The organism is Inquilinus limosus (assembly GCF_002195995.1).
Taxonomy (GTDB): Bacteria; Pseudomonadota; Alphaproteobacteria; order DSM-16000; family Inquilinaceae; genus Inquilinus; species Inquilinus limosus_C.
Map to the genome: position 1 here is coordinate 42,385 of NZ_NHON01000039.1, position 13,208 is coordinate 55,592.

At 71.3% G+C, this 13,208-nt stretch carries 13 protein-coding genes; 6 read left to right on the forward strand and 7 right to left on the reverse strand.

Features of this window, described 5'->3' with window-relative positions; translation table 11 throughout:
• Positions 1-19: 19 nt before the first annotated feature.
• The gene (locus BWR60_RS20285; RefSeq protein WP_088152827.1) at positions 20-1,582 is read left to right on the forward strand and encodes an MFS transporter; all 1,563 of its coding nucleotides are present in this window, start codon (positions 20-22) and stop codon (positions 1,580-1,582) included.
• Here the strand turns inward: BWR60_RS20285 and BWR60_RS20290 are convergent.
• A complete protein-coding gene (locus BWR60_RS20290) occupies positions 1,579-2,043 on the reverse strand; it encodes a low molecular weight protein-tyrosine-phosphatase (RefSeq protein ID WP_088152828.1) in 465 nt (154 codons plus the stop codon). The genes BWR60_RS20285 and BWR60_RS20290 overlap by 4 nt on opposite strands.
• Before the next feature lie 47 nt (positions 2,044-2,090).
• Positions 2,091-3,080, reverse strand: a complete 990-nt coding sequence (locus BWR60_RS20295) for an aldo/keto reductase (protein ID WP_088152829.1) — start codon at positions 3,078-3,080, stop codon at positions 2,091-2,093.
• Positions 3,081-3,207: 127 nt separating this feature from the next.
• Between BWR60_RS20295 and BWR60_RS20300 the strand changes: the two genes are divergently transcribed.
• Positions 3,208-4,125 carry a LysR family transcriptional regulator gene (locus BWR60_RS20300; protein WP_088152830.1) on the forward strand — a complete coding sequence of 306 codons (918 nt, stop codon included), beginning with the start codon at positions 3,208-3,210 and terminating at the stop codon, positions 4,123-4,125.
• On the opposite strand, the gene BWR60_RS20305 is transcribed toward BWR60_RS20300, so the two are convergent.
• From BWR60_RS20305 to BWR60_RS20315, 3 genes are all read right to left on the reverse strand, one after another.
• Positions 4,106-4,924, reverse strand: coding sequence for a MetQ/NlpA family ABC transporter substrate-binding protein (locus BWR60_RS20305; protein WP_088152831.1), 819 nt, complete (start codon positions 4,922-4,924; stop codon positions 4,106-4,108). The genes BWR60_RS20300 and BWR60_RS20305 overlap by 20 nt on opposite strands.
• Before the next feature lie 35 nt (positions 4,925-4,959).
• Positions 4,960-5,991, reverse strand: a complete 1,032-nt coding sequence (locus BWR60_RS20310; RefSeq protein WP_088152832.1) for an isopenicillin N synthase family dioxygenase — start codon at positions 5,989-5,991, stop codon at positions 4,960-4,962.
• Positions 5,992-6,186: 195 nt separating this feature from the next.
• Positions 6,187-7,020 carry an EcsC family protein gene (locus BWR60_RS20315; protein WP_088152833.1) on the reverse strand — a complete coding sequence of 278 codons (834 nt, stop codon included), beginning with the start codon at positions 7,018-7,020 and terminating at the stop codon, positions 6,187-6,189.
• Positions 7,021-7,095: 75 nt separating this feature from the next.
• Here BWR60_RS20315 and BWR60_RS20320 point away from each other — a divergent pair, with 75 nt between their 5' ends.
• The 4 genes from BWR60_RS20320 to BWR60_RS20335 all read left to right on the forward strand — a co-directional run bounded on the left by BWR60_RS20320 (position 7,096) and on the right by BWR60_RS20335 (position 11,895).
• Positions 7,096-7,830, forward strand: coding sequence for an NAD-dependent deacylase (locus BWR60_RS20320; protein ID WP_088152834.1), 735 nt, complete (start codon positions 7,096-7,098; stop codon positions 7,828-7,830).
• A 97-nt stretch (positions 7,831-7,927) separates the two neighbouring features.
• Positions 7,928-9,895: a PhoX family protein gene (locus BWR60_RS20325; RefSeq protein WP_088152835.1), complete on the forward strand. Its 1,968-nt coding sequence runs from the start codon at positions 7,928-7,930 to the stop codon at positions 9,893-9,895.
• 237 nt (positions 9,896-10,132) lie between these two features.
• Positions 10,133-10,744, forward strand: a complete 612-nt coding sequence (locus BWR60_RS20330) for a uracil-DNA glycosylase family protein (RefSeq protein ID WP_088152836.1) — start codon at positions 10,133-10,135, stop codon at positions 10,742-10,744.
• Between the two features lie 44 nt (positions 10,745-10,788).
• Positions 10,789-11,895, forward strand: a complete 1,107-nt coding sequence (locus tag BWR60_RS20335) for an AI-2E family transporter (protein WP_179221857.1) — start codon at positions 10,789-10,791, stop codon at positions 11,893-11,895.
• A gap of 165 nt (positions 11,896-12,060) precedes the next feature.
• Here the strand turns inward: BWR60_RS20335 and BWR60_RS20340 are convergent, their stop codons facing one another.
• Both BWR60_RS20340 and BWR60_RS20345 read right to left on the reverse strand, forming a co-directional pair.
• Positions 12,061-12,480, reverse strand: a complete 420-nt coding sequence (locus BWR60_RS20340) for a metallopeptidase family protein (RefSeq protein ID WP_088152838.1) — start codon at positions 12,478-12,480, stop codon at positions 12,061-12,063.
• Positions 12,477-13,208, reverse strand: a 732-nt coding sequence (locus BWR60_RS20345) for an SDR family oxidoreductase (RefSeq protein ID WP_088152842.1), incomplete at its 5' end; no start/stop codon positions are given. The genes BWR60_RS20345 and BWR60_RS20340, both read right to left, overlap by 4 nt.

Below are 13,208 nucleotides of genomic sequence, written 5' to 3' on the forward strand. Positions count from 1 at the left end.
TCGCTTCGAGAGAAGGATCATGGCTCTGTCCTCCCCAAGAATGGGCGCCCGGAACATGGCCGCCCTGGTCGGCGTGTGCCTGGCCACGCTGATGTTCGGCCTCGAGATCTCCAGCGTGCCGGTGATCCTGCCGACGCTGGAGACCGCGCTGCCCGCCGATTTCCGCGGTCTGCAATGGATCATGAACGCCTACACCATCGCCTGCACGACGGTGCTGATGGCGACGGGCACGCTGGCCGACCGCTACGGCCGCAAGCGGGTTTTCACCGTCGTCACCGTCGGCTTCGGCGCCACCTCGCTGATGTGCGGCCTGGCCGACGACGTGTCGCTGCTGATCGCCGCCCGCTTCCTGCAGGGCCTGGCCGGCGGCGCCATGCTGACCTGCGCCATCGCGATCATCTCGCATCAGTTCCAGGACGAGCGCGAGCGCGGCCGCGCCTTCACCGCCTGGGGCGTGATCAGCGGCGTCGGCCTCGGCTTCGGCCCGATCATCGGTGGGCTGATCGCCAGTTGGTCCAGCTGGCACTGGGTGTTCCTGATCCATGTGCCGCTGACCGTGCTGGCGCTGATCCCGGCCCTGATCGGCATCCGCGAATCGCGCGACCCGCATGCGCAGACGCTGGACGTCGCCGGCATCGTCACCCTGACGCTGGCGGTGTTCGGCCTGGCCTTCCTGATCACCCAGGGGATGGAGCTGGACCGTGCCCTTGCGATCGGCCTGGCCGTCCTGACCCTGGCCGCCTTCGCCGGCTTCCTGGTGGCGGAGCGGGTCAATCCGCATCCGATGTTCGACTTCTCGGTGTTCCGCATCCGCCGCTTCAGCGGCGCGATCATCGGCTGCATCGGCATGAACTGGTGCTACTGGCCGTTCATGATCTACCTGCCGATCTACTTCCAGGGCGGGCTGGGCCTCGACAGCCGGTCGGTCGGTTTCCTGCTGCTGGCCTACACCATCCCGTTCCTGGTGATGCCGCCGCTGGCCGACCGGCTGCTGCAGCGCGGCGGCCCGCGCCTGGTGATCCCGCTCGGCATGGCGGCGATGGGGACGGGCTTCCTGCTGATGTGGGTCGGCAGCGGCGTCGCGCAGGCGAGTTGGCTGACCGTGCTGCCCGGCACCCTGCTGGCGGGGATCGGGCTCGGCCTGACCAACACGTCGGTGACCAACACCACCACCGGCTCGGTCCCCGCCAACCGGGCGGGCATGGCGTCCGGCATCGACATCAGCGCCCGGCTGATCACGCTGGCGATCAACATCGCGGTGATGGGGCTGATCCTGGTGGAGGGAATCCGCTGGTCCCTGCCCGAGACCCTGTCCGGCATGCTCGACCCGGCGCAGCTTCAGGCGCTGGCCGCTTCCGTCGCCGCCGGCAACCTGGCCGCGCTGCCCCAGACCTATCCGGTGCTCGCGACGCTGGACCCGTCGGGCGCCGCCGCCCACACGGCGCTGGTCGATGGCTTCGGCTGGGTGATGCTGTATGGCGGCATCGGCGCCTGGATCCTGGCCGCGATCAGCTTCGCGATCTTCGGCCCGGGGCGGACCTCGGCGACGCGCCAGGCGGCAGCCGGCGCCGTGGCGGATTAACCCAGCCGCCCCTCGCGCAGCGCCGCGACCAGCCCGTCGCAGCCGGCCTCGACCAGGTCCAGCACATGCTCGAAATCGGCGCTGCCGCCATAATAGGGGTCTGGCACGTCCCGCCCCTCCAGCCCCGGCGCGTGATCGAGGAACAGGCCGATCCGGCCGGGGCCGGCGACGGCCAGGCGGCGCATCCGGTCGAGATGGCCGCGATCCATCGCCAGCAGCAGGTCGAAGCGGCGGAAATCCGCCCGTTCCAGCTTGCGGGCCCGCAGGGGCAGCAGGTCGTAGCCGCGGGCAGCAGCGGCCCGGATCGCCGGCGGATGCGGCGGCTCGCCGGCATGGAAGCCCTGGATGCCGGCGCTGTCGACCGCGTGGTCCAGCGGCACGGCCGCCAGCCTGGCCCGCATCACGCCCTCGGCGGTCGGCGAGCGGCAGATGTTGCCGGTGCAGACGAACAGGATGCGCATGCCGCCTGGATAGTCGCGACGAACCCGGGCGGCAAGGCGTCCAATGGTTACAGTCCGATGTCCTTCAGACCCGCTTCATTATAGCGCGCGCCGGCGACGGCCTCCGGTGCGAACAGAACGTCCAGCGCCGCCACCTGCTCCGCCGTCAGCCGGATCGCGGCAGCCGCGGCGTTCTCGGCCAGGTAGGCGCGGCGCTTGGTGCCCGGGATCGGCACGACGTTGCCGTGCTTGGCCAGCAGCCAGGCCAGTGCGACCTGGGCCGGCTTGGCGCCCAGGTCGAAGGCGAAGTCGCCCAGCGCCTCGACCAGGCGCGTGTTCTGGGCCAGCGCGTCCCCGGCGAAGCGCGGATTGACGCGGCGGAAATCGTCGGCAGGCAAAGTCGAGGTGTCGGTCACCGCCCCGGCCAGGAAGGCGCGGCCGAGCGGCGAATAGGCAACGAAGGTGGCGCCGAGGTCGCGGCAGGCCTCCAACACGCCGTTGCGCTCCGCATCGCGGGTCCACAGCGAGTACTCGCTCTGCACCGCCGCGATCGGGTGCACCGCATGGGCCCGGCGCAGCGTTTCGGCCGACACCTCGGACAGGCCGATCTGGCGGACCTTGCCGGCCTTGACCAGCCCCGCCATGGCGCCGACCGAGTCCTCGACCGGCACGTCGGGGTTGCGGCGGTGCATGTAGTAGAGGTCGATGACGTCGGTGCCGAGGCGCTTCAGCGAGGCCTCGACCGCGGCCCGGATATAGGCCGGCGAGTTGTCGATCAGCCGCCCGGCGACGCCGGGCTCGCGCACGATGCCGAATTTGGTGGCCAGCACCACCTGGTCGCGCCGGCCCTTCAGGAAGCGGCCGACCAGCTCCTCATTGTGCCCCGACCCGTACATGTCGGCGGTGTCGAGGAAGTCGACGCCGTGCTCCAGCGCCGCGGCGAGCGTGTCGAGCGACTGCGCATCGTCGCGCGAGCCGTAGAATTCGGACATGCCCATGCAGCCGAGGCCGATGGCGGAGACGGTGGTGCCGTCCTGGCCGAGGGAGCGTCTGTCCATGATGGTTCTCCTGAGCGTTCGAGGCCGCCGGTCGCGCTGACCGCCGCGGCACGCCAGGAGAATGGGGATTGGGCGATCATGCGATAACCCGTAGATATGCGCATGAGCTGTTGAACGGAATTCAGCAATGCTTCGCCCCGACCTGCCCGACCTGGCCGCCTTCGCCGCGGTGGCGCGGCACCGCAGCTTCCGCCGCGCGGCGGTCGAGCTGGCCCTGTCCGCCTCCGCCCTCAGCCATGCGATCCGGGGTCTGGAAGAGCGGTTGGGCGTGCGCCTGCTGAACCGCACCACCCGCAGCGTCACCCCGACCGAGGCGGGCGAAAGGCTGCTGGCCCGGCTGGAGCCGGCCTTCCGCGACATCGAGGGGGCAGTCGGGGAGATCGACCAGTTCCGACGCCAGCCCGCCGGCTCGCTGCGGATCACCGCCTCGATTCCGGCGGCCGAGCTGAGCCTGGCGCCGATGGTGGCGCGGTTTCTGGAGACCTATCCGGAGATCCGGCTGGAGGTTTCGGTCACCAGCGCCCTGATCGACATCGTCGCCGGCGGCTTCGATGCCGGTGTCCGCCTGGGCGAGCAGCTGGAGCGCGACATGGTGGCGGTGCGCTTCGGCGGCGAGCAGCGGCTGGTCGTGGTTGCGGCCCCGTCCTATCTGGCGCGAAGACCGCGGCCGGAGACGCCGCGCGACCTGACCGAGCATGCCTGCCTCGGCTACCGCTTCCCGAGCGGCGTGGTCTATGCGTGGGAGTTCGAGAAGGATGGCCGCGAGCTGACGGTCAGCCCGAACGGACCGCTGATCGTCAACAACGACCAGCGGCTTCTGATCCGGTCGGCGCTGGACGGCGCCGGCCTCGCCTATGTGTTCGAAGGCATGGTGGCGGCGGAGCTGGCGGAAGGGCGGCTGGTGCCGCTGCTGCTGGACTGGTCGCCGCCCTTCCCGGGCTTCTTCCTGTACACTCCGCGCCAGCGCCAGATGCCGGCGGCGCTGCGCGCCTTCATCGACTTCGTCCGGGCGGACAACCTGGCCGTCAGTCGTTCACGGGAATGACCGAGCCCTGGTATCGCTCCCGGATGAACTTGGCGACCGCCGGCGAGGTCAGGACCTGCGCCAGCCGCTTGACCCGCGCGTCGTCGGCCAGCTTCGGCGTGGTCACCAGGATGTTGGCGTAGGGGTTGCCCTCGGCCTTCTCCAGCCCCAGCGCGTCCTTGGATGGGCTCAGCCCCGCTTCCAGCGCGTAGTTGCCGTTGATCACCGCCAGGTCGACATCGTCCAGCGCCCGCGGCAGCAGCGCCGCTTCGACCTCCTGCACCTTCAGGTGCTTCGGGTTCTCGGCGATGTCGTTCGGCGTCGCCAGCTGCTTGTCCGGCTCGGCGAAGCCATCCTTCAGCCGGATCAGCTTCTGGTCCTGCAGCAGGTAGAGGGCGCGGCTGAGATTGGTGACGTTGTTCGGGACCGCCACCGTGCCGCCGTCCGTCACCTCGGCGAAGCTCTTGGCCTTGCGGGAATAGACGCCCAGCGGCTCGATATGCACGGTGGCGGCGACGGCGAAGGTCTCGCCCAGCGCCTGCTCCTGCGAGCGCAGATAGGGCAGGTGCTGGAAGTAGTTGGCGTCGACATCGCCATGGGCCAGCAGCTCGTTCGGGTTCACCGCGGTCGACAGCTCGACGATGTCGAGCTTCAGGTCGGGCGCCTGCGTCTGGACGAAGGCCAGGATCTCGGCATGCGGCACGGCGTCGGCGGCAACCTTCAGCGGCGCGTCCTGGGCCATGGCGGCGCCGGCGAAGGCGAGGGGCAAGGCGGCAGCGATCGCCGCCCGCGCCAGGCGGGCGGTCAGGGTAGTCAGCATCTTTGGGATCCGTCAGGTCGAGTAATGCGGCGTGTTCAGGGAGCGGCGGCCTGGGCCGCCAGCACATCGGCGTAGTGGCGCTGCGCCACGTCGGGGTGCGAGCGCAGCCGGCCCTTCAGGTAGTTCGGGCCGACATCGTGGAACAGCGGGTTCTGCGGGTCGCTGGCCGGGCCGCGCGCCTCCGCCGCCAAGGCCGGCGGCAGGTCGAGCAGCGGCACGGTGGCGTCGAGCCGGGCGCCGAGGAAGAAGGCGACCGACAGCCGGTCGGTGCCGGCCGGCGGCGTGATCACCCGGTGCACCGTGGCGCGCAGATAGCCGTTGGTCGCCAGCTCCAGCAGCTCGCCGATATTGACCACGAAGGTGCCCGGCACCGGCTCGGCGTCGATCCAGCGGCCGTCCTCGCCCTCGACCTGCAGCCCGCGCTGGGTGTCCTGCAGCAGCAGGGTCAGGAATCCGGAATCCTTGTGCGCACCGACGCCCTGGCTGCTGCCGGTGGCCTCACGGCCGGGGTAGCGGATGATCTTGATGTGCTGGTTCGGCGTGTCGCCATAGATCGATTCCAGCGCGTCGCCCGGCTGGCCCAGCGCCGCGGCGAAGGCCTCGAGCAGGCGGATCGCCACGCGCGTCAGCTCCGCCTGCCAGCGCAGCAGCGCGGTCCGCAGCGCCGGCTGCGCCGCCGGCCACTGGTTCGGGCCCTGCAGCCGCAGCCAGGGCGGCACGCCCGGCCCCTGCGGGATCACCGCCCGCTCCGCCCCGATGTCGAACTGCTCGCGCCAATCCGGCTCGCCGCGCGTCCGCTCCCACGCGGCGCGGGTGTAGCCGCGGAAATGCGGCGAGTGCACCATCTCGATCGCCAGCTTGTCGGCCTCCGGCAGGGCGAAGAAGCGGCGCGCCTCGCCCTTCACCTGGGCCACCAGATCCTCCGGCACGCCGTGGCCGCCGAGATAGAAGAAGCCGACATCCCGGGCGGCCGCGCGCAGCTGGTCCAGGAAGGCCTGGCGCGCCGCCGGACCGGCGTCGAGCCGGGACAGGTCGAGCAGGGGCAAGGCGAGGGTGGCGGTGGTCATGGCAGCCTCGGGCAGATAGGACGACGTGCGTTGGCACGCCCCTCTAATTTACATATCTCGGCGCAATGACGATTTATATAACAATATAAATATGCATATTCCTCTTGTGTCATTGCCGGGCTTGACCCGGCAATCCAGAAGATGTCGATGCATCTCTGGATGCCCGGGTCAAGCCCGGGCATGACAAAGGGCCTTTCAGCCGCGACGGCGTCTCGGCGGCAGCGCCGTCAGGTCGGGCGGCGGCACCGGGCGCAGGCTCTCATAGGCCAGCCGCACCGCCGCGGCGCCATGGGTCCGCTCCAGCCTCCGCACGGTGAAATGGGCTCGCGCCAAACGCCGGAAATGCTCCAGGAAGGCCAGGTTGACCGCGGCGCCGGCGGCCGCGCCCAGCACCGGAGCGGCCTGGGCCGACAGCTTCAGCAGCACCGGGCCGCTGAACCGGGCGGCGACCATCGACACCAGCCGCGGCATCACCGTGGCAGTGGCGTTCGGCACCACCCGGGCCAGCGCGATCCGGGTGGCGAGATAGCCGGTCTCGACCGAATCGTCGGACGGGTCCGGCCGGCCCATGGCGAAGACCTTCAGGCATTCGATCGCCGTCTCGGTGGCAGACGGGTCCTCGCCCGCCGCCGCGGCCTCGGCCGCGATCTGGCGCAGCAGCAGGCCGGTCGAGACCGGCAGCTCCAAGAGGGTGCCGGGCAGGCCGAAGCCGCCGCCGGCGGCACCGCTGGCCGCCGCCAGGCCGCGATGCAGCCACGCCTCCGGCCCGCGCGGCACCCGGCGGCCCGGGCCGCTGCGCAGCGCCGCCTTCAGCGCCGTGGTCAGGGCGCGGCGGACGGCGCCGTCGATCGCCGACTGCACCCCGGCCGGCAGGTTGCGCTTCAGCGCCTCGACCGGCGTCCCGGCCAAAGCCGACAGCCGCGCCACCAGCGAATCCTGGTCCAGCACCGCCTTGGCCCCGGCCAGCTCGGCCAGGGCATCGGGCGGCAGGGGCAGCGGGGCGGGAAGGGCGGCGGCAGCGTCGGTCATAGGCAACAGATTGGGGGCCGCAGCGCGCCGACAAGGGCCGTTGCGCCCCGGCGCCGCCGCCACCACGATCGAAGGATGAGACGAATCGAGCCCGGCGATCCGATCGTGATCCTGACCGGGGCCGGCATCTCCAAGGAGAGCGGCCTCGACACCTTCCGCGACGCCGGCGGGGTGTGGACCCGCGTGCGGCTGGAGGATGTGGCCACGCCCGAGGCCTTCGCGCGCGACCCGGAGCGGGTGCATGGCTTCTACAATGCCCGTCGCCGCACTTTGGCTGACCCGGCGGTGCGGCCGAACCCGGCGCATGCTGCCCTGGCACGGCTGGAGCGGGAGTGGCCGGGCCCGGTGTTGCTGGTGACCCAGAATGTCGACGACCTGCATGAGCGCGGCGGCAGCCGCCGGCCGATCCACATGCACGGCCAGCTGAACCGCGCCCGCTGCCTGTCCTGCGGCGCCGGCCGCGACTGGGCCGGGGACCTGTCGGTCGACACCCCCTGCCCTGCTTGTGGCGAGGCCGGCGGGATGCGGTCCGACGTGGTCTGGTTCGGCGAGATGCCGCTGGCGATGGACGAGATCGAAGTGGCGCTGGCCGGCTGCCGGCTGTTCGTGTCGATCGGCACCTCCGGCACCGTCTACCCGGCGGCCGCCTTCGTCCACCAGGCGCTGGACGCCCGCGCCCTGACGGTGGAGCTGAACCTGGAGCCGGGCGAGGGCTCCGGCCTGTTCCACATCCGCCGCCACGGCCCCGCGACCCGGCTGGTGCCGGAGCTGGTCGAGGCGCTGCTGGCGGGCGAATTCCCCAAGCGCTGACGTCCACCGCGCCGTCACCGAAACTTCATCGGCCTGTCACCCGGCCATCGCCGAGCCGGCGGAGGATCCCGCGTCCATCCCTGCCAGGATTCCCGCCATGACCAAGCGCCTCCGCGCCCGGCGCCGCCTCGCCGGCCTGCCCGCCGGCACCTATGCCACCACCGACAAGGGCCGGGTCATCCGGCGCAGCGCCGCGGTCGAGACCCCGCCGCTGTCCGCCCTGGTGCGGGCCAGCCTGTCGCGCCGCGGCCTGCTGCTGGGCTCCGCCGCCACCGTCGCCGCCCTGGCCCTGCCCGGCAGCCGCGCCGAGGCGGCCGGGAGCAGCGCCGGCTTCGCCGAGCTGGCGCGGGTGATGGACGACCATGACCACATCGCCGCCGGCTACGACCGCAAGGTGCTGATCCGCTGGGGCGACAAGGTGCTGCCCGAGGCGCCGGAGTTCGACCCCGCCGCCATGACCGCGGCGGCGGCGGAGCGGCAATTCGGCATCAACAACGACCTGCTGGTCTATCTGCCGCTGCCGATCGGGTCCGACCGTTCCGACCACGGACTGCTGTTCGTCAACCACGAATATCCGAACCCGCAGCTGATGTGGACCGGCCTGACCGAGGACGATGCCGGCGGCAAGCTGACCGAGGCGCAGGTCGCGGTCACCATGGCCGCCATCGGCTGCTCGGTGATCGAGGTCCGGGACGACGGCACCGGCTGGCAGGCGGTGTCCGGCAGCCGCTATGCCCGCCGGATCACGCCGGCGACGCCGATCCGGATCTCCGGCCCCGCCGCCGGCCATCCGCTGATGCGCACCGCCGCGGACCCGGAGGGGCGCACCGTGCTGGGCACTTTCGACAACTGCAATGGCGGCATGACGCCCTGGGGCACCGTGCTGTCCTGCGAGGAGGGCTTCGACGGCTGGTTCGGCGGCGATCCCACCAAGTCCGAGCATGCGGCGCTGCTGGCCCGCTACGGCGCCGACGAGGCCGAGGACGGCTATGGCTGGGGCCGATTCCACGACCGCTTCCACTACGAGCGCGAGCCGAACGAGGCGCACCGCTTCGACTGGGTGGTCGAGATCGACCCCTACGACCCCGGGGCGCAGCCGGTAAAGCGGACGGCGCTGGGCCGCATGGCGCATGAGAATGCCGGCTGCGTCGTCGCGCCGGACGGCCGCGTGGTGGTCTACATGGCCGACGACCACGATTTCGACTACCTGTACAAATTCGTCACCGCCAAGCCCTGGAACCCGCAGGACCGCGCCGCCAACCGCGACCTGCTGGACGAGGGCACGCTGCATGTCGCCCGGTTCAACCCCGACCACACGCTGGACTGGCTGCCGCTGGTGCAGGGCGAGGGCAGGCTGACCGCCGAGAACGGCTTCGCCAGCCAGGGCGACGTGGCGATCAAGACCCGCCTGGCCGCCGACCTGGCCGGCGCCACGCCGATGGATTCGCCGGAGGGCTTCACGGTCAATCCCGTCACCGGGAAGATCTATGTTGCGCTGACCGAGAACGAGGATATCGAGGCCGGGCAGATCAACCCCGCCAACCCGCGGGCGCCGAACCCCGAGGGCCATGTGCTGGAGCTGCTGCCGCCCGCCGCCGACGGCAAGGTCGACCACGCCGGCACCCGCTATGGCTGGGACATCTTCATCCTGTGCGGCGACCCGGCGAAGCCCGAGGCCCAGGCACGCTACCACCCCGACACCTCGGCCGATGGCTGGTTCACCGACCCCGACAACATCGCCTTCGACCCGGCCGGGCGGATGTATGTCTGTACCGACGGCCCGCCCGATGCCGGCTTCAACGACGCGCTCTACGTCCTCGACACCGAAGGGCCGGGCCGGGCGCTGCCGAAGCTGTTCTATTCGCCGCCGCGCGGGTCGGAATGCAGCAGCCCCTGCTTCACCCCGGACGGCCGGACGCTGTTCCTGTCGGTGCAGCATCCGGGCGAGGATTCCGAGACGCTGGACGCCGTGACCACGCGCTGGCCGGATTTCAAGGACGGCGTGCCGCCCCGGCCCTCGGTGATCGTGATCCGCCGCACCGATGGCGGCCCGATCGGGACCTGAGAGACTATTTGTAAATGCTGCTGGCGCGGCCGTCTGACGGCGGTTTCTCCGCTTCCGGTGCTCACGGGCCAATGCCCGCTGCGCTCCGGTTCTCGAAACCACCGCCAGCCGACTCACGCCAGCGCATTTCCAAACGGTCTCTGACAGGCGTTCCATCGCCCGCCCCGCGGCCGACGCATCGGTGACCGGACATCGCCGGCGCTTGGCCGCGGCCCGCGAACGGCCTAGACCGGTCACATGGCAGTGGCGGCGGCGACGGATGAACTGGCGGCGGTGGTGGCGGCGGCACGGGCCTGCCGGATCTGCGCCGGCCGCTGGCCGCACCCGCCGCGCCCGGTGCTGCGCGCCGCCGCGACCGCGCGCCTCCTGATCATCGGCCAGGCGCCCGGCGCGCGGGTGCAGGCCTCCGGCCTGTCCTGGACCGACGCCAGCGGCGACCGGCTGCGGCAATGGCTGGGCGTCGACCCCGACGCCTTCTACGACGAGGGCCGCGTGGCGCTGGTGTCGATGGGCCTGTGCTTCCCTGGCACCGACCCGAAGGGCGGCGACTATCCGCCGCCGCGGATCTGCGCCGACACCTGGCATCCGCGGCTGCGGCCCCTGCTGTCCGAGGTCCGCCTGACCCTGCTGGTGGGCGGCCTGGCCCAGGCCCGCTATCTCGGCGCCCGGCGCAAGGCGAGCGTGGCCGAGACGGTGGCCAACTGGCGTGACTATCTGCCGGACTTCATCCCCTTGCCGCATCCCAGCTGGCGCAACACCGGCTGGCTGAAGCGCAACCCGTGGTTCGAGGCGGACCTTCTGCCGGTGCTGCGGGCCAGAGCCGCCGCCGCGCTGGCGGACGCCGCCTGATGGCCGTTCCGCCCATGCCCCCGTCGCCCCAGGATCCGCCGCCCATGCCTGTCGACCCCGAGAAGGCCGCGCCGGCCGCCCCGCACGGGCACAACGGCAACGGCCATTTCCCGGAGATGCCGCTGCCGGAGGATCCAAAGACGGTCTTCCTCGGCATCCTGTGCCTGCTGGCGCTGACCGTCGCCCTCTATGTCGCACGCGACATCGTCCTGCCGATCGTGCTGGCCGTGGTGCTGAAGCTGCTGCTGCAGCCCCTGGTCCGGCTGCTGGAGAAGATCCGCATTCCGCGCGGCGTCGGCGCCATCGCCGCCATCCTGCTGCTGCTGGCGATCTTCGCCGGCATCGGCGCGCTGCTGACCAGCCCCGCCGCCGAATGGGCCGGCAACCTGTCGAACGAATGGGCGGCGCTGCAGGCCAAGTTCGCCATCATCGCCGACCCGCTGCACCGGCTGCAGGAGCGGCTGGAGCAGATGGGCGTGCATTTCGGCGGCGTCGGTACGCTGCTGGAGCACCCGACCGACATCGTCACCGCGGTGTTCTCGGGCACCAGCACCGTCGCCTCGCATTTGTTCGAGACGCTGCTGATCCTGTTCTATCTGCTGGTGTTCGGCGACATCTTCCTGCGCCGCTTCGTCGAGATCCTGCCCAATTTCGAGGAGAAGCGGGAGGCGGTGGCGATCTCGCTGCAGATCGAGCGCGACCTGTCCGCCTATCTGCTGACCGTCACCGTGATCAACGCCCTGGTCGGCGTGGCCACGGCGCTGGTGATGTGGGCCTGCGGCGTGCCGGCCCCGGTGCTGTGGGGCGCGGTCGCCTTCTGCCTGAACTTCGTGCCGATCCTGGGCCCGTTCTTCGGTGTCGCGCTGTTCCTGGCGGTCGGGCTGGTGGCCGACGGCCCATCCTGGATCGCGATCCTGCCCGCCGCGCTCTATCTCGGCATCCACGTCGCCGAGGGCGAGTGGTTCACGCCGATGGTGCTGGCCCGGCGCTTCACCATCAACCCGGTGGCGGTGATCCTGGCCCTGATCTTCTGGTACTGGATGTGGGGCGTCCCCGGCGCCATCCTGGCGGTGCCGATGCTGGCCATCGCCAAGATCGTCTGCGACCGCCTGCGCCCCCTGCGCGCCTTCGGCCACCTGCTGGAGGGGTAGGGCTCCCAGGCCGGCAATGAGACAACTCTTGCCCAAAATAGAACCGTCATGGCGAGGCGCGCAGCGCCGTGGCCATCCAGGGGTCGGTGCGAGCGGCCCTGCATGGCCACGCCCCTTCGGGGCTCGCCATGACAAAAAAGAAAGAAAGCCGAACTTAGAGACCCTTCAGGCCTCGTCCGCCTCGCGCTCCAGCGCCTCCATGTCGTCGTCGGAGAAGCCGAAATGGTGGCCGATCTCGTGGATCAGCACGTGGCGGACGACATGGCCGAGATCCTCGCCGGTCTCGCACCAGTAGTCGAGGATCGGCCGCCGGTAGAGGAAGATCATGTCCGGCCTGGTGGCGATGGCGAAGGTCTTCTGGCCGAACGGCGTGCCGGTATAGAGGCCCAGCAGGTCGAACGGGCTTTCCAGCCCCATCTCGTCCAGCGTCTCGTCGTCCGGGAAGTCCACCACCTGGATGGCGACGCCGCGGACCATCGCCCGCAGCCGCGCCGGAATGCGCTCGAAGCCTTCCTCCGCCAGCTCGATCAGGTCGTCGATCGAGGGCGGAGCGGTGAAGCCTGGCGGCACGGCCACCGCGCTCATCGCGGCGCCAGGCGCACGGCGCCGTCGAGGCGGATGACCGACCCGTTCAGCATCTCGTTAGCGGCGATGTGCAGCACCAGCTGCGCGAACTCCTCCGGCCGGCCCAGGCGCTGCGGGAACAGCGTGGTGGCGATCAGGCTGTCCTGCACCTGCTGCGGCATCGCCTCGATCATCGGCGTGCCGATCAGCCCCGGCGCCACGGTCATCACCCGCACGCCGCTCTTCGCCAGGTCGCGCGCCGCCGGCAGGGTCAGCCCGACCACACCGCCCTTGGAGGCGGAATAGGCGACCTGGCCGACCTGGCCCTCATAGGCGGCGACCGAGGCGGTGGCGACGAACAGGCCACGCTCGCCCGAGGCGCTGACGGCCACCGGCAGCGGCTCCTCCGCCGCCATCCCCGCGGCGGTCAGGCGCAGCAGGTGGAAGGTGCCGAGCAGGTTGACGCGGATCACCTTCTCGAACAGCGCCGGGTCGTGCGGGCCGTCGCGGCCGACCAGCCGGGCGCCCGGGGCGATGCCGGCGCAGGCCACGGCGATGCGCGCCGTGCCATGCGCCGCCCGCGCCTGCTCCAGCGCCGCCGCCACCGAGTCGCCGTCGCCGACGTCGCAGGCCACGGCAAGGCCGCCGATCTCCCGCGCCACCGCCTCGGCCGCGTCGCGGTTGAGGTCGTGCAGGGCCACCTTCGCGCCGGCCGCGGCCAGGGCCCGGGCGGTCGCCGCCCCCATGCC